21 protein-coding genes are annotated in these 20,743 nt (G+C 66.9%); 11 read left to right on the forward strand and 10 right to left on the reverse strand.

Annotated elements, in window-relative coordinates:
• Nucleotides 1-12: 12 nt before the first annotated feature.
• From VGH54_RS04335 to VGH54_RS04355, 5 genes are all read left to right on the forward strand, one after another.
• Nucleotides 13-753 (forward strand): enoyl-CoA hydratase/isomerase family protein, encoded by a 741-nt coding sequence (locus VGH54_RS04335; RefSeq protein ID WP_331510706.1) that lies wholly within the window; start codon nt 13-15, stop codon nt 751-753.
• Nucleotides 753-2,027 carry an acyl-CoA dehydrogenase family protein gene (locus tag VGH54_RS04340; protein ID WP_414688640.1) on the forward strand — a complete coding sequence of 425 codons (1,275 nt, stop codon included), beginning with the start codon at nt 753-755 and terminating at the stop codon, nt 2,025-2,027. The genes VGH54_RS04335 and VGH54_RS04340 overlap by 1 nt, the downstream gene beginning before the upstream one ends.
• A complete protein-coding gene (locus VGH54_RS04345) occupies nt 2,020-2,772 on the forward strand; it encodes a hypothetical protein (protein WP_331510709.1) in 753 nt (250 codons plus the stop codon). Before VGH54_RS04340 ends, VGH54_RS04345 begins: the two co-directional genes overlap by 8 nt.
• Before the next feature lie 96 nt (nt 2,773-2,868).
• Nucleotides 2,869-4,113, forward strand: a complete 1,245-nt coding sequence (locus VGH54_RS04350; protein WP_331510710.1) for an amidohydrolase family protein — start codon at nt 2,869-2,871, stop codon at nt 4,111-4,113.
• Between the two features lie 52 nt (nt 4,114-4,165).
• Nucleotides 4,166-5,080: an SDR family NAD(P)-dependent oxidoreductase gene (locus VGH54_RS04355; RefSeq protein WP_331510711.1), complete on the forward strand. Its 915-nt coding sequence runs from the start codon at nt 4,166-4,168 to the stop codon at nt 5,078-5,080.
• 14 nt (nt 5,081-5,094) lie between these two features.
• Here VGH54_RS04355 and VGH54_RS04360 read toward each other — a convergent pair whose 3' ends face one another.
• The 4 genes from VGH54_RS04360 to VGH54_RS04375 are packed head-to-tail and all read right to left on the reverse strand — an operon-like array spanning nt 5,095 to nt 10,394.
• A complete protein-coding gene (locus tag VGH54_RS04360; protein WP_331510789.1) occupies nt 5,095-6,534 on the reverse strand; it encodes a class I adenylate-forming enzyme family protein in 1,440 nt (479 codons plus the stop codon).
• A gap of 8 nt (nt 6,535-6,542) precedes the next feature.
• Nucleotides 6,543-7,808, reverse strand: coding sequence for a CoA transferase (locus VGH54_RS04365; protein ID WP_331510713.1), 1,266 nt, complete (start codon nt 7,806-7,808; stop codon nt 6,543-6,545).
• Nucleotides 7,809-7,839: 31 nt separating this feature from the next.
• Entirely contained in the window at nt 7,840-9,030 is a 1,191-nt protein-coding gene (locus tag VGH54_RS04370) for an acetyl-CoA acetyltransferase (protein ID WP_331510714.1), read from the reverse strand.
• Nucleotides 9,027-10,394, reverse strand: a complete 1,368-nt coding sequence (locus tag VGH54_RS04375; protein ID WP_331510715.1) for an OB-fold domain-containing protein — start codon at nt 10,392-10,394, stop codon at nt 9,027-9,029. The genes VGH54_RS04370 and VGH54_RS04375 overlap by 4 nt, the downstream gene beginning before the upstream one ends.
• Before the next feature lie 77 nt (nt 10,395-10,471).
• Here VGH54_RS04375 and VGH54_RS04380 point away from each other — a divergent pair, with 77 nt between their 5' ends.
• Nucleotides 10,472-11,248 (forward strand): enoyl-CoA hydratase/isomerase family protein, encoded by a 777-nt coding sequence (locus VGH54_RS04380; RefSeq protein ID WP_331510790.1) that lies wholly within the window; start codon nt 10,472-10,474, stop codon nt 11,246-11,248.
• Nucleotides 11,249-11,342: 94 nt separating this feature from the next.
• Here VGH54_RS04380 and VGH54_RS04385 read toward each other — a convergent pair whose 3' ends face one another.
• Genes VGH54_RS04385 through VGH54_RS04395 form a run of 3 tightly spaced genes read right to left on the reverse strand, consistent with a single transcriptional unit; the run spans nt 11,343 to nt 13,183 of the window.
• Complete coding sequence (locus VGH54_RS04385; RefSeq protein ID WP_331510716.1) at nt 11,343-11,963, reverse strand: isochorismatase family protein; 621 nt, start codon at nt 11,961-11,963, stop codon at nt 11,343-11,345.
• A 27-nt stretch (nt 11,964-11,990) separates the two neighbouring features.
• Complete coding sequence (locus VGH54_RS04390) at nt 11,991-12,794, reverse strand: enoyl-CoA hydratase-related protein (protein ID WP_331510717.1); 804 nt, start codon at nt 12,792-12,794, stop codon at nt 11,991-11,993.
• The gene (locus VGH54_RS04395; RefSeq protein ID WP_331510718.1) at nt 12,791-13,183 is read right to left on the reverse strand and encodes a nuclear transport factor 2 family protein; all 393 of its coding nucleotides are present in this window, start codon (nt 13,181-13,183) and stop codon (nt 12,791-12,793) included. The genes VGH54_RS04390 and VGH54_RS04395 overlap by 4 nt, the downstream gene beginning before the upstream one ends.
• 252 nt (nt 13,184-13,435) lie before the next feature.
• On the opposite strand from VGH54_RS04395, the gene VGH54_RS04400 reads away from it, so the two are divergent.
• The 3 genes from VGH54_RS04400 to VGH54_RS04410 are packed head-to-tail and all read left to right on the forward strand — an operon-like array spanning nt 13,436 to nt 16,391.
• Nucleotides 13,436-13,645, forward strand: coding sequence for a ferredoxin (locus VGH54_RS04400; RefSeq protein ID WP_331510719.1), 210 nt, complete (start codon nt 13,436-13,438; stop codon nt 13,643-13,645).
• Nucleotides 13,642-14,928, forward strand: a complete 1,287-nt coding sequence (locus VGH54_RS04405) for a cytochrome P450 (protein ID WP_331510720.1) — start codon at nt 13,642-13,644, stop codon at nt 14,926-14,928. Before VGH54_RS04400 ends, VGH54_RS04405 begins: the two co-directional genes overlap by 4 nt.
• 17 nt (nt 14,929-14,945) lie before the next feature.
• Nucleotides 14,946-16,391 carry an aldehyde dehydrogenase family protein gene (locus VGH54_RS04410; protein ID WP_331510791.1) on the forward strand — a complete coding sequence of 482 codons (1,446 nt, stop codon included), beginning with the start codon at nt 14,946-14,948 and terminating at the stop codon, nt 16,389-16,391.
• 153 nt (nt 16,392-16,544) lie between these two features.
• Here VGH54_RS04410 and VGH54_RS04415 read toward each other — a convergent pair whose 3' ends face one another.
• Nucleotides 16,545-17,135 (reverse strand): TetR/AcrR family transcriptional regulator, encoded by a 591-nt coding sequence (locus VGH54_RS04415; RefSeq protein ID WP_331510721.1) that lies wholly within the window; start codon nt 17,133-17,135, stop codon nt 16,545-16,547.
• Between the two features lie 92 nt (nt 17,136-17,227).
• Between VGH54_RS04415 and VGH54_RS04420 the strand changes: the two genes are divergently transcribed.
• Both VGH54_RS04420 and VGH54_RS04425 read left to right on the forward strand, forming a co-directional pair.
• The gene (locus VGH54_RS04420; RefSeq protein WP_331510722.1) at nt 17,228-17,983 is read left to right on the forward strand and encodes an SDR family NAD(P)-dependent oxidoreductase; all 756 of its coding nucleotides are present in this window, start codon (nt 17,228-17,230) and stop codon (nt 17,981-17,983) included.
• A gap of 381 nt (nt 17,984-18,364) precedes the next feature.
• On the forward strand, nt 18,365-18,919 hold the full coding sequence (locus VGH54_RS04425; protein ID WP_331510723.1) for a helix-turn-helix domain-containing protein: 555 nt from the start codon (nt 18,365-18,367) through the stop codon (nt 18,917-18,919).
• Between the two features lie 115 nt (nt 18,920-19,034).
• On the opposite strand, the gene VGH54_RS04430 is transcribed toward VGH54_RS04425, so the two are convergent.
• Both VGH54_RS04430 and VGH54_RS04435 read right to left on the reverse strand, forming a co-directional pair.
• Nucleotides 19,035-20,201 (reverse strand): thiolase C-terminal domain-containing protein, encoded by a 1,167-nt coding sequence (locus VGH54_RS04430; protein WP_331510724.1) that lies wholly within the window; start codon nt 20,199-20,201, stop codon nt 19,035-19,037.
• On the reverse strand, nt 20,198-20,650 hold the full coding sequence (locus tag VGH54_RS04435) for a Zn-ribbon domain-containing OB-fold protein (protein ID WP_331510725.1): 453 nt from the start codon (nt 20,648-20,650) through the stop codon (nt 20,198-20,200). The genes VGH54_RS04430 and VGH54_RS04435 overlap by 4 nt, the downstream gene beginning before the upstream one ends.
• Between the last annotated feature and the right edge of the window lie 93 nt (nt 20,651-20,743).

Consider the following 20,743-nt stretch of genomic DNA (forward strand, 5'->3'; position numbering starts at 1 on the left):
CGAGGGGGTGCCGTGGCCGTGGCCGAGGAATCGCTGCTGATCCGGCGCGACGGCATGCTGGGCTGGCTGATCTTCAACCGGCCGCAGGCGGGGAACGCGATGGACGCCGCGATGATGACGGCGCTGCCGGAAGCATGGCGAGAACTAAACGCGGACAACTCGATTCGCGTCATCGTGGTCACCGGGGTTGGTCGAGCGTTTCAAACGGGCCTGGACATGGTGCAGCTCGCTCGTGACCCGGCGGCGCTGCGGGAGATGTCGCGACGCACCAAGCGCGCCGACCTTCAGCTGACCGGCTGGCATTGTGGTGTCACCAAGCCGGTCGTCACCGCGATCAACGGGGTATGCGCCGGGGGCGGACTGCATTTCGTGGTCGATTCCGACGTCGTGATCGCGTCGTCGGACGCCACCTTCCTCGACCCACACGTCAGCGTCGGGCAGGCGTCGGCATTCGAGACCATCGGGCTGGCTCGGCGTGCGGCGTTCGGGCCCGTCGCGCGCATGGCGCTGATTGGTGCACACGAACGCGTCGACGCGCGGCGGGCCTACCAACTGGGCTGGGTCAGCGAAGTCGTCGACCCGCCCGAGCGTCTGACCGAAGTGGCCGCCGACATCGCGCAGCGCATCGCCGACAGCGCCGATGCGGTGACGTTGGCCGCGCTCAAGAAACAGCTGTGGGCGTCGCTGGAGACCACCCGGGCACGGGTGGCTCGGGGGCAGGCCGCAGAACCATTGACCGAGGAGGTGCCGTGATCACGCGAGAGGACCTGTTGGCCGCCAGCACGCCGGTCGAGGTGCAAACGGCTGTGCGGTCGTGGGTGAGCGAGGCGATTCCGGCGGCGTGGCGGGAAGCGGCCGAGGCCGACGGCCCCAGCGCCGTGCGCAGTGTCCGCACGCCCGACGAATACCGGGCGTGGTATCCGACCCTGGCCGCCGCGGGGCTGGTTGTGCCGCAGTGGAACCCGGAGTACGGGGGCCTGGGCTGGGACCGGCCACTGGCGCGGGCAGCCGAACAGATCCTCACGCGCTATCACCTGCCGCGACTGAACCCGTTGGGACTCAACCTTGCTGCCCCGGCGCTGTTCTCCGATGGCACCGAGGACCAGCGACTGCGTTTCCTGCCGCCGATCGTGCGCAACGAGCAGGTGTGGTGCCAGCTGTTTTCTGAGCCCGGTGCCGGTTCTGATCTGGCATCGCTGGCTACCCGCGCCGTGCGCGATGGCGACGGCTGGCGCATCACCGGCCAAAAGGTATGGACCACATGGGCCCATCTGGCCGACATGGCTGTCCTGCTCGCACGTACCGATCCGGAGGTGGCCAAACGCAATGGCATCACCTACTTCCTTATTGACCTGCATCAGCCCGGCGTAGAGGTCAAGCCGCTGCGGCACATCGGCGGTGAGGTCGACTTCAACGAGGTGTTCTTGGACGGCGCGTTCGTTCCCGACGACCAGCGCGTCGGCGAAGTCAACGCGGGCTGGAAGGTCGCGCGCTCAACGCTATCCGGCGAGCGTCAGATGGTCTCGGGATCGGGTTCCGGTGGTGTCGACCGCATCGGCGGGTCAGGGACCCGACGGCTGGTGCGCCTGGCCCGTGAGCGGGAGAAGGCGGGGTTGGCCGGCGGGTGGGACGACGCCCAGATCCGCGGCCAGTTGGTCCGGCTGTGGGCAGAGGAACAGATCCGCGGCTGGACCAACGACCGGATCCGCGCTGGACTGCGGGCGGGCCTGCCCCCGGGGCCGGAGAGCTCCATTGGCAAGGTGCACGGCTCCGATCTGAACCAGCGGATCCAGAAGCTGGCCGCTGAGATGCTCGGCTCTTCGGGCACCGCGTGGTACGGCGAGCCCGGCACCTATAGCGAGTCGATGCCCGCCGAAGTGCGCGGGATGCTGCGAAGCCGCGCCAACACGATCGAGGGCGGCACGACCGAGGTGAACAAGAACATCCTCGCTGAGCGCGTGCTGGGGATGCCGAAGGAGCCGGATCCGTGGGAGGGCCGGCCGTGGAGAGAGGTGCCCCGTGGCTGAGTCAGGCGTTGCGACCGGCAATTCCAAGGTTTACATCCACGAGTTCATCTCCATCACCAAGCAAAACCGGGCCCGCTACATGCACCACATGACGGCGAACTGGAGCCCGATCGCGCAGGAGCAACGCAACCAGCTGTGTTACGGCGTCTGGGGGACCATCGGCTCGACCGGTACGTGGCCGGAGGTCGTCAACATCTGGGAGGAGGACGGATTCGATGGACTGGCGCGCAGCTTGGGCCATGAGACGGGCGGCGTCGGGATGCAAGATCCTGCACTGGCCAAGTGGTGGGCGTCGGCAGCCGATTTGCGCTCAGGCGGATTCGACCGCGTCCTGGTCCCGCACCCGCAGACCAAGACCATCGCGCAGCTGTGCGCCGAAGGCATCGGCGCGGCGACCTATGCCCACGAACTGATTCGGCTGGAACGTGGGCGGCCCGAGGCGTTTCTTGACGCCGCGATCGAGGCTGCCCCGGCGGCGCACGACCGGTTCGGTTGGCGGCTTCTGGGCGCCTGGCGCACCGCGATGGTGGCCGACGACGAATGCATCCTGCTGTGGGCCATTCCGTCGTGGGAGGCGTGGAGCCTGGCCGAGCAGGCATTGCTCAGTACGCCCGAGCTGCTGGTGGGCAGTGCCGAGAAGCATGTGCGGTCGCGTCACCGCGTGCTGCTCGTGGACGCCCCGCTCTCGCCGCTGCGTACCGGACGGCAACCGGCCCGCTCGGACCGCACCGACTGGGAGGACTGACGATTCGCGAATCGGGCATACCGAGCATCACTCAATTTCTCGATTTCGGATTGTGTATATAATATCAATATTAATTTCCCATAGTGAGGCACCTTCATGTCGCAGAATGTTCAGGAAGCCGATCTCCTCGACGAGCGGCTGGCGCGGATTCCGGCGATCGTCGACGTCGATGCGCATGTCGTTGAGCCGCCTGATGTTTGGACCTCCCGCTTGCCCGCGAAGTACCGCGAGGTAGGGCCGCGGGTGGTGTACGCGCCGGCCGGAGACATCAAGCTGGTCGGCTCCTCCTATATCGAGGCGCCCGGCACCGAGGGCTCCGACGTCGCGTGGTGGTTCTACGAGGACCGCCAAACCAGCCTGAAGCGTTACATTGCCGCTGCCGGTGTGCCGGCTGACGAGGTCACGCTAACTGGAGTGACTTATGAAGATATGCGGCCGGGCTGCTTCCGGGCGCCCGAGCGGATCGCCGACATGACCATCAACGGCGTGCAAGCGCAGATGTGCTTCCCCAACTACCCGCGCTTCTGCGGTCAATTGTTTCTGTGGGGCAAGGACAAAGAGCTTGCCCGGCTCTGCGTGGAGGCCTACAACGACTGGATGGTCGAGGAATGGTGCGGGGGCAGCGACGGGCGACTGATCCCGCTGTGCATCGTGCCGTTGTGGGATGTGCAGCTGGCTGCCGCAGAGGTCCGCCGAAACGCGGCCCGCGGAGTTCCGGCGGTGGCCTTCAGCGAGCTGCCGTCGTATCTGGACCTGCCCAGCATCCACTCCGGGTACTGGGATCCGTTCTTTGCGGCGTGCCAAGAGACCGGCACGGTGTTGTCGATGCACATCGGTTCGGGCACCAAGACCCCGAAGACCTCCGACGACGCACCGGAGGCCGTGCAGGGCACCATCATCTTCGGCAACTCCGTCGGCAGCCTGGTCGACTTCCTGTTCTCCGGCGTGCTGCACCGATTCCCGAACCTCAAGCTGCTCTACGCAGAGGCTCAGATCGGCTGGATCCCATATGTTTTGGAGCGCACCGACGACGTCTGGCACACCCACCGCGGCTGGGCCCACGGCCAGGACAACTGTCCCGAGCTGCCGTCGACCTACTACTACCGGCAGGTGTACAGCTGCTTTTTCAAGGACCCGGTCGGGGTCAGCGTGCTGGATCGCGTCGGGGTAGACAACGTGCTGTTCGAAACCGATTACCCGCACCAGGATGGCACCTGGCCGCAGTCACGCGAGGCCGCCGCGCTGCAGTTCGGGCACCTTCCACAGGACCAGATCGACAAGATCGCCCGCGGCAACGCGATCAAGCTGCTCGGTCTCGAGCTGCCCGACATGCCGCTCTGAGAACGGCACGTACCGCACATACCGCAGGCAAAACACAGGAGGAGAGGCGGGCGTGGGTCTGCTCGACGGGAAAGTCGCGCTGGTGACCGGAGGCGGTCACGGCATCGGTCGCGGGCACGCGATGGAGCTGGCCAAGCACGGCGCCAGCGTCGTCGTCAACGACCTGGGGACCTCGGTCCGCGGGGAGGGCGTCAGCACCGCGGCCGAGGAAACCGTGCGCCTGATCGAAAAGGCCGGCGGCGTCGCGGTGGCCAATTACGGCGACGTGTCCGACTTCGCCGCGGCCGGCGAGATGGTGCGTCAGGCCGTCGACACCTACGGTCACCTCGACATCGTGGTCAACAACGCCGGCATAGTGCGCGACGCCGCAATCTGGAACATGTCCGAGCAGGACTTCGACGCCGTCATGCGGGTGCACGTAAAGGGCACCTGGACCATCTGCCACCATGCAGCGCTGCACTGGCGGGCGCGCAACAAGGCCGGCGAGGCCAATGTCAACGGCCGCATCATCAACACCACCTCGGGCGCCGGGCTCGGCGGCAACTTCGGGCAGACCAACTACGCGGCGGCCAAAGGCGCCATCGTCGGGATGACGCTGACGTTGGCGCTGGAGTTGCATCGCGTCGGCGTGACCGCCAACGCCGTCGGGCCGTCGGGCCTGACCCGGATCACCGCGACGATGCCCGGGATGGGCGAATCCTTCGAGCCCGACGAGGTGCCCGAAGATCAGTACCACCCCATGGACCCGGCGAACTCCTCGCCGCTGGTCGCGTGGCTCGCCAGTGATGAGGCGGCGCACGTGACCGGTCAAGTGATCCGCTCGATCGAGGACCGCATCATATGGATGCAGGGCTGGAAGGAGCGCAGAGCCGTTAGTGCGGGCGGAAAGAAGTGGGACGCAAAGAGTCTCGGGACGATTATGTCGACCGAGATCTTCGAAACCCGCCACCCCGGCATGCGTTTCTGACGCTGCTGCGCTGCCTAACCCGCCGCGCCACGAACCATCTCGGTGAGCAGGCGCCGATCCGGCTTGTGGGTACTGTTGAGCGGCAGCTTATCGACCACGAGTAAATCTTCGGGCAGCTTCCACCGCGCCACCCGTCGGTCGAGAAACGCGCGCAGATCGGCCAGGCTCGGCGCGTGCGCAGGTTCGTTGACCGCGATAACGGCGACCCCGATCTCACCCATCGTCGGGTCCGGGCGCGCCACCACCGCGCACGCCGAAACCCCGGGATGGCAGCCCAGTTCGGCCTCCACCTCCGCCGGGTAAACGTTGTAGCCGCCGCGGATATACATCTCCTTGAGGCGACCTTTGAGGGTGAAGGTGCCGTCGTTGTTGCGGGCTGCCAGGTCACCGGTGCGAAGCCATCGACCGTGAAACGCTGCGGCGGTGGCCTGTTCGTCGCGCCAGTAGCCGACCATCGCCGTCGGGGTGGTCAGGCACAGCTCGCCGACCCGTCCGTCAGGCAGCGGCTTCCCGTCGGGGTCGAGGATGCACGCCTGCACCCCGGTCCGGGGCCTGCCGATGCCGCGCAACGCCTCGGCGGGGCGCTCCCCGGACGTGCCGAGACCGACGCCACCGGACTCAGTGGAGGAATAACGCACCAGGTATTGGGCGTCGAATCGCTGTCGCACCGCCTCCACCAGGTCCGGTGATGAGGCGGCGCCGCCGGCGATGACGCGCTGCACACAGGTCAGGTCGAGCTCGTCGATGCCCGGCGTGGCCAGCATCAACGCCAATTGCGGTGGGATAGCGCCGATTTCCGACAGCCGCAGGTCGGCCACCAACTTTAGGTACTCGGCCGCGCGCCACCGCGGCATCACCTGCATGCGCAGGCCGCGGCGCAGATACCACGGCAGCTTGAGCATCGGCCCGACATGAGCCAGGTGGGTCGAGATCACCATGGGTGTGCCCGGCCGATCAGCCCACACCCCACCGGTTTCCAGCGCCATCACCGCTGCTAGTTGTGCCTCGGTGAACATCGCCGCTCGTGGCAGCCCGCTGGTTCCGCTGGTGAACACCAGCGCGGCCAACCGGGCCGGATCGGCAGGCAGAGTGGGCACCTGCGCGGACCCGGCGTGGTCTTCGAGTGCGAGCACCGCGTCCACCGAGTCCAACACCAGCGCGGGATCGGCCAGCTCGACAAGCTTGTTCTGCTCGGCGCTCGCCAGGCCCGAGTTGATGCCGGCAACGGCCGCACCCAGTTTCGCCGCAGCCGCGTAGGCAAGCAGGTATGAGGTCCCACTGGGCAGCCGTAGCGCGATACGGTCACCCGCGCGGACCCCGCTGCGCCACAGCCCCGCAGCGATGCGCTGCGAACGAGAATCCAGCGAGTGGTACGTCAGTGCGCCGTCTTCGGCGACCATCATGGTTACTTCGCCGAAACGCTGTGCTGTCGCGCGTATTTCGGCTACCAGCATCACGCCGCTCAGCCTGCCGAATGCACTGCATCGGTCGACGGCTGTTGGCCGAACGCCCCCGCCGCGCGCAACGCCGTCAGCCGCGCGTCGTCATACGAGCAGACCTTGCGCAGCACGTCGTCGGTGTGTTCGCCGGCCCGCGGCGCCATTTGCGGCACCGGCAGCTGCTCATCGCGGAAGTTGACCGGAAACGGCAGCTCATCGGCGCCGAGCCGGTCGGCGGGGATCCAGTCGAACCGGTCCTCGAACTGCGGATCGGCCGGCAGTGTTGCGGGGGTGTTCACCGGCGCGATCGGGGTGTTGTAGCGGCCACCGAAGTCGACCCATTCGGCGGCCGTGCGAGTCGCGAAGATCTCGCGCAGATGCGACTGCAGTTCGCGGTTACCCCGGGCGTGGTCGGCGTAACGCGATCCCGGCCAGCGCTCGAACAAGTCCATCCGCCCGACACCGTCGCAGAAGTTGCGCCAGAACTCCTGTTCGCTGGCCATGAACAGGACATGGCCGTCCTTACACGCATAGATCTGATAACGCACGCCCTCACGCATGCCGGCCGTCGCCGGTGGTCGCCGCTCATAGTTGTCCGATGCGTTGCCTGTCACCTCGTCCTCGGGGCGCTGGTAGGCGCGGTAAGTTTCAGATCGGTACCAGTCGAACGCCGCCGCGCAGTCGGACTGGGCCAGCTCCAGCTCGGCGCCAACCCCGGTCTCGCGCGCGCGGATCACCGCCGCCAGAATGGCCAGCGCCCCATACAGCGGCGCCGCGTTGATGCCGACCGAAACATGCTCCGGCACATAGGTGAAGCCCTCGTCGTCAACCGCCGGAGTGACGATCCCCGCCCAGGCGTCGTAGGCGATCCCGTGGCTGGGGTAGTCACGGTAGGGGCCGGTGGCGCCGTAGCCCGAAATGGTGGCGAAGACCAGCTTCTCGTTGACTTCGCGCAACACCGTCGGCCCCAGTCCCAATCGTTGCAACGCACCCGGGCGCATCGCCTCCACCACGACATCGGCACTCGCGGCCAGATCCCGGAACACTTGCTTGGCCTCGCCGTTGCGCAGGTCGAGGGCGACGCTGCGCTTGCCACGATTGACATGCAAATGCATCAGCGAAATTCCTTGCACGATAGGCCATGTCATCTGGCGCACATAGTCGCCCGCTGGTGGCTCCACCTTGACGACGTCCGCGCCGAGATCGACCAGGGCGGTGGTGATAGCTGCCGGCCCCAGCATCGACACCTCGACAACTCGCAACCCGTCCAGCGGGGCACGCACCGGCATTCTGTCCTCCTCGGGATGTGTTGGGTCAGGCCTAATCGGTGCCGAAAATGCCGACGAACGACACCATCTCGCCCGGATAGCCGCCAAGGTTGTGCGTCAGCGCTTTGGACCGCTTGCCGTAGGTGGCGATGCGCCGATCCGCCGGAGCCTCCCCACGCAGCTGCAGCCACGCCTCGAAGATCATCCGCAACCCCGACGCCCCGGTCGGATGGCCGAACGACTTGAGCCCGCCGTCGGGGTTGACCGGCATCGCACCGTCGAGGTCGAACGTCCCGGCCAGGACTTCCTTCCAGGCGGTGCCGCGCGCGCACAACCCGAGGTCTTCGGCCAGCACCAGCTCGGTCGGGGTGAAGCAGTCGTGCACTTCGGCCATCGCCAGCTCGGCACGCGGATCGGTGATGCCCGCCTGCCGGTAGGCGTCGGCGGCCGATGCGGCGACTTCGGGGAAGTAGGTGTAATCGTAGGTGGGGTCGGCCAATCCGCTGCCGTTACCCGCGACCAACGACAGCGCCTTGATCAGCAGCGGCTTGTCGGTGTAGCGGTGGGCGTCTTCGGCGCGCACGACGATCGCCGCGGCCGCACCGTCGGCCACGCCCGCGCAGTCGAACACCGACAGCCGCCCGGCGACGGCGGGCATGTTGCAGATCGCGTCGGCGCTGACCTGCTTGCGGAACTGCGCTCGGGGGTTGCGTGCGCCGTTGGCGTGGTTCTTGGCCGCGATGCGGGCGAGCACACCGCGCAGCTCGTCCTCATCGACGCCGTAGCGCTTGGCGTAGGCGGGAACCACCATGGAGAACATCGCCGCCGCGGTCAAGGTGCGCGCCGTGCCGTCGTTGGGTATCGGGAAGGCGTTAAGTCCTTGGTAACCGGAGTCTTTGACCTTTTCCGCGCCGATCGCCATGGCGACGTCATAGGCGCCACTGGCTACGGCGTAGGCGGCCTGGCGCAGCGCTTCTGAGCCGGTGGCGCAGAAGTTCTCGACCCGGGTGACCGGCTTGTCGACCAGACCCAGCGGCCGGGCCACGGTGATGCCGCTCATGCCCGACTGGGCGGTGCCGAACCAGTAAGCGTCGACGTCATCCTTGGTCACCCCGGCGGTGGCGAACGCCTCGCCGGCGGCTTGGCGGATCAAGTCGTCGAGGCCGAGGTCGAAGCGTTCACCGAAATGCGTGCAGCCGACCCCGATGATGGCCACCCGGTCGCGAATTCCGTTGCTGCTCATGCGGATCCCTCCTGCGCTGCGCGCGGCGCGACGTCGCGGATCGGGCGGGCCTTCCAGAAGTAGTTGGCGATGCCGTCGGCCACGAACAGCCTGCGGAAGGTCATTTCGACGCGGGTGCCGATGGCGAGCTCCTCGACGTCCACGTCGGTGAGTTCGACGGGTAGGCGGGTGCCGTCGTCGAAGTCGACAACGGCGAAGACCACCGGCGGGCTGAGGGAGTAGGCCAACTTGTCGACGGTGAAAGTGGTGACGGTGCCGCGCTGCTCGGCCAGCACCCCGGCCGGCCCGACGAGCCCGAACTTCCATTCGGCGTTGCGCACGGCGGCACTGGCTGACGGGCGCGCGGGTTCCGGGCGTCGCGGCGGTTCCACCGTCAGCAAGCCCCGCCAGGTCAGGAATCGTCCGTAGCTGATCGGGGCACCGCCGGCGATCTGAGCGCTCAGCGTGGGCCGGGGCCGGTACGCGGTGATCGCGTCGGTGACCCGCAGAGCGAGCCCCTCTGCGCCGTCGGCCAGGCCCAGAACGACGATCACGTCGCCGGGGCGTGCGCTCTCCAGTGCCGAGGCCAGCAGCAGCAGCGGTTGGGCCACACCGACATTGCCGATGACCGAGCCGAGCCGGTCGGCGACGCGCTCCGGGGCCACCCCGGACTGTTTGGCCGCCGCCGCGCACGCCCGCTCGTGCAGCCCCGCGACGATGAGCTTCGTGACGTCATCAGTGTCGAGGCCGGCCCGCTCGAGCACGCCCTTGAGCGCCTGGCGCGCCAACGGCACATAGCGGGTCTCGCCGAACCGCTCCTCCCACAGCTGTGAGGTGGGTCGGTTCGGCTGGCGCCACCGGTCGACGAACTCCTCGGTCAGCGACGTGCGGGCGATGACCTCGGCCAGCACCGGTGCGCTGGCGTCGTCGCCCACCAGGACCGCAGCGGCCCCATCACCTGCGGTGGATTCGTCGGCGCTGCCGGGCAGTCCGTAGCGCAGGTCGGCGGTGACCACCAGCGTGGGTGGGCTGACCGACAGCGCGGCTGAAAGGGCGCCGAACGCCGAGCGGACACTGCCCAGCGCATCGTAGGCGGCCACGTCGCGGTCGAGTCGCAGCGCGGCGTGCAGCGCGGTGGCGTTTGTTCGGTCCAGATAGGTGGGCGCGGCGGTGGCGAACCAGACCGCAGCCGGTGTCGTCGCACGGTTCGCCAGTGCCCGCCGCGCGGCCTCGACGCCCATCGTGGTGGCGTCCTCATCGTAGCCAGCTACCGCACGGGTGCCGGACCCGCCGTGTGTGCCTGTGACAGAGACGATTTGACTTCGGTCGAGGCGCCGATAGGGGACATAGGTGCCCCAGCCCTGGATGCCGTACACAATGTACATTATATATTTAATGATTATCGCCGGCTAAGGAGGTCGCCATCACCGAGGGATTGAGGCGCGAGCTCGGTGACGACGGGGTGCTTGTCTTGACCCTTGACCGGGCCGAGGTCCACAACGCGTTGACTTGGCCCATCCGCGACGCGCTGGCTGAGCAGCTCGAGCAGGCCAGCGGCGACGCGTTCGTGCGGGCCGTCGTCGTCACCGGCGCCGGCGAGAAAGCCTTTTGCACCGGCGCCGACCTGCGGATGCCGCCCCCGACGCCGACCAAACCGCAAGGCGCCCCCGATCGCGTGCACGGCGACGTCGCGCGCCACATCGCCGCGGGGTGGCAGCGGGTGCTCACCGCGGTGCTGGACTGCGAAAAACCGGTCATTGCTGCGGTCAACGGCACCGCCGCCGGCGCGGGCATGCACCTGGCGTTGGCCGCCGACGTGGTGGTGATGGCCGACACCGCGCGCTTGGTGCCGGTGTTCATCCGGCGCGGCATCGTGCCCGACGGCGGCGGCGCCTACCTGCTGACCCGCCTGGTCGGCCCGCACGTGGCCAAGCACCTGTACCTGTTCGGCGACGACGTGTCGGCGGCCGACGCGCAGCGACTAGGCCTGGTGTTGCAGGTCGTGCCGCACGCCGACACGGTCCCCACCGCGCTGGCGCTGGCGCGGCGCCTGGCCGCCGGGCCCACCCGAACACTGGGTGCCACCAAGCGGCTGATCAACCACGCACTGGAGGTCGACCGCGACACCGCGCTGGCCGAAGAGGCCTGGACGCAGGAGGCCATCATGGCCACGGCCGACTCCCAGGAGGGCGTGCGGGCGTTCGTCGAGCGCCGCGCACCGGTCTTCCGCGGCTGGTGAGCCCATGCGCCCCAACGCAACTGGTGAAAGGCGGAGTGAAGTGATCGAGGTGAGTTCACTTTCGTGCCCGCGGCCGGTGCGATTCTCGGCCCGGTCAGCACCAGCAGGCCAGCACCTCGTCGGTGCTTGTGGTGGTGGCGACCAGACTCAGGCTGTTGCGGATGATTATGTCGCTGTACCCCACCGGCACACCGGCGACCGCGTCGACGGGAAGCACCACCTGGTAGCCCAGATTGACAGCGTCGAACACGGCATTGGGGATCGCCACATTCGTCGACACTCCCACGATGATGAGTGTGCGGCAGCCAAGGTTGCGCAGCAGCCCATCGACGTCTTGGCCGAAGATCGGCGAGAGCCCGTGCAGTCGTGTGGAGGTCAGATCGGAGTCATCGGGGCCGAACTCCTCCAACGGCAGCGCGGCATCGCTGTCCAGCCACTGCTGGTTCGCCTCGCGCGCCACGCTGACGAACAGCCGGGCATTGGTGTTGGCGCCGCGCCCGTCGCGCCGGCGCGCGGCCAGCGCGTGCAGCACGCCGACGTTCGCCGCGCGGGCAGCATGCACCAACCGGGTGACGTTGGCGAGCGCGCCCGAGGTCCGAGCCGCCTCGGCGAGCGCCGGGATCATGCTGTCGGGCCCGACCACGCCGCGCTGGCATTCCTGGGTCAGCAGCACCGTCGTGGCCGGTCTCACGAGTTCACGCAGGTCTGCGGCCATGGCTGCGGCCCTCGCTACCGATCGTAGTCATGTGGTTACACGCGGCGATGTCGTTGTGGGCGTGGACTTTCGCGCGGCGATGTCGGCTTGGACCCTGCGGACGGTTTCGGCGAACTCGGGTTGATTGACCGACCACTCCTGCGCATCCAGTTCCATGGCGAAGGCCTCGTCGAATGACGTTGCAGCCACGGTCGCGCGCAGCGTCTGCTTGGTGCGCCGCACCAACGGCGCCGAGCGCAGGGTGGCCCGTGTCGCCAGGGCCAGGGCGACCGATTCGAGGTCGGCGTCGGGCACACATCGCCAGGCCAACCCGCGGGCTTGCGCCTCGGCGCCGGTCAGCGTGTCTCCGAGCAGGCTCAGCGCCGCGGCGCCCTGGACGCCGACACGCTGCACCAGCCGCCACAGGTGCGCCCCGCCGGGATGGATGCCGACGTCCAGGAACCGTGGGTCGAACCGTGCCGACTCCGCGGCGATGACGACATCACAGGCCAGCGGAAGGTTGACGCCTGCGCCCACCGCCGCACCGGCCACCGCCGCGATCGTCGGTACCGACGCCTCGGTGAGCGCCCGGTACCCGGCATAGGTTTCGGCCAACGGCACGTCTCGTTTGAGCAACCCTTCCAGCGACCCACCGGCGCAGAACACCGGCGGCTCGGCGGTCAGAACGATCGCCGCGGCCCCGTCCGCGATCACGTCGCTGACCGCAGCGGCCAGTTGGTCGCTGAGCTGCTTGGACAGTGCGTTGCGGTGCCGCGGGTCGTTGAGGTGTACACGACCGACACCGGCTACCACCGCGTGCGCCACCAGCTTCGACGAAAGCGCGCCGCTCATCCCAGCGTGATCCGGCGATGATCGAGCAGCCAGCCCTCGGGCGCGCGGACGAACTCGTCGTCGTATTGCCCGACCGAGCGCAGCTGCGGGGCCGTCGTCGTCTGCGCGAAAAACTGAAAATAGGACCTGGCACGCGCGTTGTCGCCGTGCAGGTCTACGGCGACGGTGCCCACCATGTGGCGGGTGGCACTACCTGGGCCGATTTCCCCGGCCGCCCGCCGCTCATGGCTACCGGCGATGATGTCGGCGCGGCCGCGCCGCGGCGCTCCGGGCATGTTCCAGCGGGCGTCGCTGGTGAAACACCGTCCGTATTGCCTGGCGTCGCCGGTGTCGGCCAGGTGCGCAATCCGCGCGATCAGGTTACGGATCTCAGCATCATCAAGCGCCACAGAATCTTTCGGTCTAACGGCTGTCACGTTCGTTGACTCCGCCCCCTCGTCCCGTCGCAGCAACGATCACTATATAGTGCGTACTATGTCATATAAAGTATGCATTGCCTGACGTGGGTAGGCGCTGACGCAGGCCCACGACCAGGGCGTGCGGATCGTGTCGGTGCCGGTGGGTTTAGCGCGTTAGGGGACAGAGCTGCCACAGCCCCTACGACGGTGACCCCCGAGGTTTCGAACAGAAGGAGCCAGATCATGAAAGTCCACGTGGATCCGCAGCGCTGCCGCGGCCATGCCCGGTGCATCGCGCTGGCCCCTGAGGCGTTTCATTTCCTCGACCTTGAGGACCGCGCCGAGGCCGACCCTGACGCGGTGAACCGCGTCGACGCCGCGGTGCTGCTCGAAGCCGAACAGGAATGCCCGGAGCGGGCGATCACCGTGGAACGGGAAGGGGCCAAGTCGTGACCGGAGTGGAGTCGTCGAAGGAGGATCTGGCGACACAGCTCGACCAGCACTCAGACTATTTCCGGGAGAACGTGTACGACATCTATAAGCAGCTGCGTACACAGTGCCCGATGGTGCACTCCGAAAAGTGGGGTGGTTTCTGGGCTTTCCTGGATTACCAGGACGTCTATGATGCCGAGCAGGTCGCCGAAATCTTCAGCTCCGGGGCGGGCAAGGAGGTGCCGGGGGTCGAAGGAAGTCTCCCGTTCATTCCAATCGACTACGACCCGCCGCTGGTCCAGGACTACCGCAAAATCGCGCTGCCGTTCTTCTCACCCGGTGCCGCCAAGGCGCTGGAGCCGACCTTTCGGCGGTTGGCCACCGAGCTGATCGATGAGTTCATCGAGTCCGGCGAGGCCGACATCATCGGGCAGCTGACTACTCCACTCCCGGCGCGCTGGATTCTGCAGATGCTGGGGTTCGATGAAAGCAACTGGCCGGAATGGGTGGAACTGATTCACTCCACGGTGCACGACCTGGCCCTCGACCCGGAGAAGAGCGGGGCGGCCGCAGCCCAGATCTATGCCAACATCAGCACCGAGATTCAAAAGCGGCGCACCGAGCGCTGCGGCGACGACCTGCTGAGCACGGTGATGCAGGCCAAGGTCAACGGTGAGGGACTCGACGACATGCAGGTCCTCGGCTACGCGTTCTTGATGCTGCTGGGTGGCATGGACACCACGAGCGGCCTGACCGGCAACGCGCTGGTGCGCCTGGAGGAACAACCCGAGCTTCGGCAGCGGCTGATCAACGAGCCCGAGCTGCTGCCCAAGGCCACCGAGGAGTTCCTCCGCCACGACACTCCCACGCAGGGTCTGCCGCGCATCGTCACCAAGGACTGTGAGTTCAACGGGCAGCGCTTCGCCGAGGGTGACAGGGTGCTGTTGATGTTCGCCGCCGCCAATCGCGACCCCAAAATGTTCGAGGATCCTGACCGGATCGATTTCGACCGGATAGGCAACCGGCACTTGGCTTTTGGTGCCGGTCCGCATCGCTGCATGGGCTCCAACCACGCCCGGATGATGTTCCAGGTGATGATGTCGGAGATCTTGACCCGTATGCCGGACTACACGATCAGCGGCGAGGTCGAACGGTTCGCTGACGCCGGCTCGGTATATGCCGTGCGCCGCTTGCCCATCCGGTTCACCCCCGGGCCCCGGGTTGGGGGCGACGGCGCGCCGGCTGCCGCCGGCACCGCGGCGGACACGACGCGTGAGGTGCGCGCCAACGTCGGGAAGGCCTAACCATGGGTGAAGTCCGCATGCTCATCGACGGTGAACTCGCCGAGGCAGGGTCAGGCAAGCGGTTCGCCAACGTCAACCCGGCCACCGAGGAGGTCCTCGGCGAGGTCACCGACGCCGACGCCGACGACATGACCCGCGCCATCGGTGCGGCGCGACGCGCGTTCGACGACACCGACTGGTCGACCAACAGGGCGTTGCGCAAACGCTGCCTGCAGCAGTTGCAGGACGCCTTGGTGTCCGAACAGGAGCAGCTGCGCCAGGAACTCGTCGAAGAGACCGGCACTCCGGTCATGATGACCTACGGCGCCCAACTGGATTGGCCGCTGGCCGATGCGCTGAGCTGGCCGATGGAGTACATCGATGAGTTCGAGTGGGAGCGCGACCTGCCGGTCAGCAATCAGGTCGGACTGCCGAGCCGACGCGGGGTGTACAAGGAGGCGATCGGGGTCATCGGCGCCATCGTTCCGTGGAATTTCCCCGTCGAGGTGACGCTGAACAAGCTGGGCCCGATCCTGGCCACGGGCAACACCTGCGTGCTGAAACCGGCGCCCGACACTCCTTTCAACGCAACGCGTCTCGGGCGCCTGGTGGCTGAGCACACCGACATTCCCGCCGGGGTGCTCAACGTCATACCGTCCTCAGACCATCTCGTCGGCGAGGTGCTCACCCTCGACCCGCGCGTCGACATGATCTCGTTCACCGGCTCGACCGCCACCGGCAAGCGCATCTCGGAGAAGGGCGCCAAGACGCTCAAGCGGGTGTTCCTCGAGCTTGGCGGTAAGTCGGCGATGATCGTGCTCGACGATGCCGATCTGGGCGCGGTGCTGGCCGCAGCGCCGATGATGGCGTGCACCCACGCCGGGCAGGGCTGCGCAATCCAGACCCGCGTGCTGGTGCCGCGCCGGCACTACGACGAGGTCGTCCAGATCCTCATGGCCGGCTTCCAGACGGTGCCCTACGGCGACCCCACCGACCCGGCGAACATCAGCGGCCCGCAGGTCAGTCGCAAGCAGCAGGAGCGGGTCCTGGGTTACATCGAGAAAGGCAGGGCCGAAGGCGCCGAGGTCGTGGTTGGTGGCGGGCGTCCCGCCCATCTGCCCAAGGGGTTTTTCGTCGAGCCCACGTTGTTCGTCAACGTCGACAACAAGATGACCATCGCCCAGGAGGAGATCTTCGGTCCGGTGCAGGTCGTCATCCCCTTCGACGACGACGAGGACGCGATCCGGATCGCCAACGACTCCGCTTACGGCCTGTCGGGTGGGGTGTTCTCCGCCGACGAGGAGCGTGCGACCGGCGTCGCGCGCCGGATCCGCACCGGGTCGATCGGAGTCAACGGTGGCATGTGGTACGGAGCCGATTCGCCGTATGGCGGTTACAAACAGAGCGGCATCGGACGCCAGTGCGGCCGTGAGGGTTTCGAGCAGCACCTCGAAACCAAGGCGATCGCCTGGATGTCGGCCTAGCCGAGATCAGCGGGTGTCGTGACGTCTGACGTCGGCCCTGACCCAGACGCGGGCTGGTTCGAGATGCGCGAGCAGAGGACCGCCGGGATGCAACCGATGTGGCCCGCGCCCGTGCCCGGCGACCACGCGCCCCCACGTTTGCGTCCTTGATGTTCAAGGGCGCGGAAGTGTGTCGACCGCGGCTTCGGCGATCGAGCGCAGCGACTGCCTGCCCACGCTGCCCTTGCCCAGGGCTTCGATGCCGCGTAGGACGGCCAGTAGCAGCCGGGCGTGTCGACGCGCGTCGGCGGCGGGGTCGATGTCGCCATGTCGCTGAGCCTGTTGGATGCATTCGACCAGAGCGTCTTCAAGGGCTTTGAAGGTCCGGCGGGCCCGAAGGGCGACGGCGGGGTCCTGGCCGGCCAGCTCGGCGGTGCCATTCGCGAGCAGGCAGCCGAGGTGGTCGGTGTCGCGCGCGGTAGCTCTGGCGACAGCCAGGACATGTGCACGTAATCGGGCGTATGCGCCCTCGTCCGGCCCAGTCAGCGACCGTACCGTCGCCTCGGTTACCTCCGCGCAGTACCGATCGAACACGCGCAGGTAGAGCTGACGCTTATCGCCGAAGGCTCCATAGAGGCTGCCCTTGCCCAGCCCTGTCGCCGCCGCGATGTCGTCGATGCTCGTGCCGGCGAACCCGGTGGGCCAGAACCGGTCTCGAGCGCGCCGTAGCACCGTCGTCTCGTCGAAGCCGCGCGGTCTTGCCATGCAGATCAGTCTACACAATTCTTGACGCAACAGTCCAGAACAACTAGTGTTCTGGACGAATAAGTCAAGAACTGTCGCAAGGAAGGAATAACATGTCAAAAGCTCTGCAAGGCAAGGTCGCCCTTGTCACAGGTGGTTCCCGAGGACTGGGCGCCGCCACCGCACGGTCCCTGGCCGACGCAGGCGCGGACGTCGCGATCACCTACACCGCCTCTGCCGACAAGGCCGCCGCGGTGGTCAAGCAGCTGGAGGACACGGGTGTGCGGGCCGCGGCTTTCCAGGCTGACCAGGCGGACACGGCACGAGCCCCGCAGTTGATCGAGGACGTGGTCGCCCGGTTCGGCGGGCTGGACATCCTGGTCAACAACGCCGCCATCGGGGTGGAGTCGGGCAAGACCATCGACGATCCCAGCATCGACACCGCCGAGCTCGACCGGATGCATGCCACCAACTACACCGGCGTAATCGCGACCATCCGCGCGGCCGCGAAGGTACTGCGGGACAACGGCCGGATCGTCAACATCGGCTCGGGCATCGGTTCCCGCGCCGGGAGCCCCGGCTTCACCGACTACGCCGCCACGAAGGCAGGTCTGATCGGTTACACCAAGGGCGCGGCACGCGACTTGGCGCAGCGAGGCATCACCGTCAACATCGTGCAAGCCGGACTCATGCAGACCTCTATGGAGCCGCCGAGCCCGGAGGCCCTCAAGGTCATGGTGTCGGCCCTGGCCATCCAGCGGGTCAGTGACCCGGCCGAGACAGCGCCGGTCATCGCGTTTCTGGCCAGCCCAGCCGCGTCGTACATCACCGGCGCCGTGATCGATTCCAACGGCGGGTACACCGCCTGACTGCGGGTAGGAGCCACCTTCGTCGTCGGTCGGCGGACCGACTACAGCGAACGCCGGCCGGCATCAACAGAATTCACGTCGTCGTTGTTCCGGCCGCATGAACAAGGCGTTGAGGTGCTGAACACCGCCCGGGCTCACCGCACCTCAGCCGCGACTTGACGAGTTACACCCCTGGGATGTCGCTAGCCGAGATCAGCCACGCCCGAGCTGTACAAGGCGGTGCAATCGGCACCACCACCTCGACCACGAGGCAAAGACCGCCTAGTGAATGCGTGTGCATAATGAGTGGTCAACCGCATTGGGAGGTGACCCATCGCCGCGCGGAGGCCAGCTCCACCCGACCATGTCCGCACTCGAGATCCCGAACGCAGGAACCGGATCTTGGTTGCGGCTGCGGATCTGGTCGCCCACAGAGGCTTTCACGCCGTAACGGTGGCCGAGATCGGCGCCGCCGCGGGCATCACCGGCTCTGGCGTGTATCGGCACTTCGAAGGCAAGTCGGCGGTACTTGTCGCGTTGTTCGACCGGATCATCGACGACCTACTGCGCGACGAGGCGGAAATCCTGGCGTCCGGAACCGATCTGAGCGCCGCGTTGGACCAGCTTATCGCCGGCCAAGTCGAATTCGTCGTCGGTGATCGTGAGCTCGCCCAGGTCTACTACAGCGAAATCAACAATCTGCCCGACGACGACCGTCGCCGGCTGCGCCGAAAACAGCGGTTGTACCTCGAAGAGTGGGTGCACCTGATCAGCGAGTTGCGCGGGGACCTGTCCGACGCTGACGCACGCACCATCGTGCATGCTGCGGTCGGTGCGATCCAATCACCGCTATTCCACAACACGGGCCTGGCGGCGGACAGGTTGCGCGAGCTGCTCACCGCGGCCGCGCGCGCGATTTTGGGCTCCGGCCACCAGCGGCGTACGGCTACTCGGTAGGCGGCCCGCGTACTGGCCCGGTGCTCGATACCGATGAACGCGCTGCGTTGGAACGCCTGCGCCATGTTGATCGGCGCTTGCTTACCCCGTTGCGTCCATCGCCGGGGTGCCGAACTCAGTCGACCTGCAGTATCGTTGCGGTGCGGCTGGCGCTGACCAATGCTGTGCGGGCACCTGCGATTTGATTGATCGCGGTGCCGCGCAGCTGACGAACCGCTTCCAGAGTCAGATTCAGTCCGTGAATGTAGCCTTCGCCAATCAGCCCGCCGTTGGTGTTGCACGGCAGTTGACCGTCTGGTCCGAGTTGCCCATCGGCGACGAAGTCCTTGGCCTCACCGAAGCCGCAAAATCCCAGGCCCTCAAGCTGCATCAGCAGCATCGGCGAAAACGCATCGTAGATCAACGCAACATCGATATCGTCACGCGTCACACCGCAGCCTTCGAACAACGAACGGGCAACGGCGACCGAGCTATCCATGATCGCCAGGTTCGGGGTGTAGTGATCGGTGGCGATCTCCTCCTCAAACAGTCCCGCGCTGGCGACTGCGGCAATTCGCACGTGCGCCAAGGTATCGGCGGCTCGATCGGCGCGGGTGATGACCAACGCCGCGGAGCCGTCGGTCTCCTGGCAACAGTCGAAGAGCCGGATACCCGGCTCGGCCACCCAGCGCGACGCCTGATGGTCTTCCAATGTGATCGGACGGCCGTAAAAGTGGGAGTTCGGATTGGCCGCCGCATAGTCACGGAACTGGACCACTGCCCTGCCGAAATCCTTGCTGGTCGCCCCTGAATCGTGCATATACCTCGTGACGTTGAGGGCCATCCACGACGCCGGTGTGAAGATGCCGTAGGGCATGCACCACTGGGCGGCCGTCGTACCGGCGTGATTGAAGCCCGCTTGCGGCCTCGCGTCGGCTCGACCGAATCTTCCGCCCGACCGCGCCTTGATCGCGCGGTAGGCGACGACGACGTCGGCGGCACCCGAGGCCACCGCGGCCGCCGCGTGTTGCACTACGCCCTGCGATCCTCCCCCACCGTACGGAACGCGGCTCGACCATTTGATCTCCCGGAAGCCGATGGCACGGGCCAGTTCCGTCTCCTCCACCGGATCAACGGTGTAGCTGACCAGTCCGTCGACGTCGCCAGGAAGGAGTCCGCAGTCGGCCAAGGCGGACGTGATCGACTCGCAGGCCAACTGGGTCTCGCTTCGACCGGCCGCCTTGGAGTACTCCGTCTGGCCGATCCCCACAATCGCCGTCCCATCGGCGAACTCCGCGCTCACGACTCCCGCCGGGGTTCGAACACAGGCAAGGCCATCTCGTCGTCAATCTCGACGAATGTCACCGCAAGCGCCATTCCGATAGCGAGGTCGTTCGGATCGATGTTGACGACATTGGTCACGAACCTCAGACCCTCCTCGAGTTCGACGACAGCAGCCGCGAGCGGGTAGGTGAACGCCGGGTGCTGGGGGTAATGAAGGAGGGCGTAACTGTAGAGCGTCCCCCGCCCCGATAACTCGACCCATTCGTGGTCCAGCGATCGACAATGGGGGCACATCGGTCGTGGAGGATGGTGTAGCTGACTGCAGCCGTTACAGCGCTGAGCAACGAACCGGCGCTGCGACGCGGCGATCCAAAATCCCTCGTTGTCATCGGTGACAACCGGAGCAGGGCGCGGCAACATGTTCACGCCTACATAGTAATCACTATGTTCGCGGTCCGCTGCATCCACTCCGGTGCCGCCGGGTTTTCGGCCGCGTCACATAGCAATTACTATGCGAAAAATCTAACACGCACGTGCGATGCATCCGGGAGTAGCCGACGA

Source organism: Mycobacterium sp. (assembly GCF_036488105.1).
Lineage (GTDB): Bacteria > Actinomycetota > Actinomycetes > Mycobacteriales > Mycobacteriaceae > Mycobacterium.

What these genes read in the sequence shown, in the direction of transcription:
- VGH54_RS04385 (WP_331510716.1), bottom strand. Translation starts at nt 11,963, where the DNA reads ATGGCCGCAGACCTGCGTGAACTCGTGAGACCGGCCACGACGGTGCTG.
- VGH54_RS04360 (WP_331510789.1), bottom strand. Translation starts at nt 6,534, where the DNA reads ATGCTGGTAGCCGAAATACGCGCGACAGCACAGCGTTTCGGCGAAGTA.
- VGH54_RS04415 (WP_331510721.1), bottom strand. Translation starts at nt 17,135, where the DNA reads ATGGCAAGACCGCGCGGCTTCGACGAGACGACGGTGCTACGGCGCGCT.
- VGH54_RS04410 (WP_331510791.1), top strand. Translation starts at nt 14,946, where the DNA reads ATGCTCATCGACGGTGAACTCGCCGAGGCAGGGTCAGGCAAGCGGTTC.
- VGH54_RS04365 (WP_331510713.1), bottom strand. Translation starts at nt 7,808, where the DNA reads ATGCCGGTGCGTGCCCCGCTGGACGGGTTGCGAGTTGTCGAGGTGTCG.
- VGH54_RS04350 (WP_331510710.1), top strand. Translation starts at nt 2,869, where the DNA reads ATGTCGCAGAATGTTCAGGAAGCCGATCTCCTCGACGAGCGGCTGGCG.
- VGH54_RS04420 (WP_331510722.1), top strand. Translation starts at nt 17,228, where the DNA reads ATGTCAAAAGCTCTGCAAGGCAAGGTCGCCCTTGTCACAGGTGGTTCC.
- VGH54_RS04370 (WP_331510714.1), bottom strand. Translation starts at nt 9,030, where the DNA reads ATGAGCAGCAACGGAATTCGCGACCGGGTGGCCATCATCGGGGTCGGC.
- VGH54_RS04375 (WP_331510715.1), bottom strand. Translation starts at nt 10,394, where the DNA reads ATGTACATTGTGTACGGCATCCAGGGCTGGGGCACCTATGTCCCCTAT.
- VGH54_RS04390 (WP_331510717.1), bottom strand. Translation starts at nt 12,794, where the DNA reads ATGAGCGGCGCGCTTTCGTCGAAGCTGGTGGCGCACGCGGTGGTAGCC.
- VGH54_RS04400 (WP_331510719.1), top strand. Translation starts at nt 13,436, where the DNA reads ATGAAAGTCCACGTGGATCCGCAGCGCTGCCGCGGCCATGCCCGGTGC.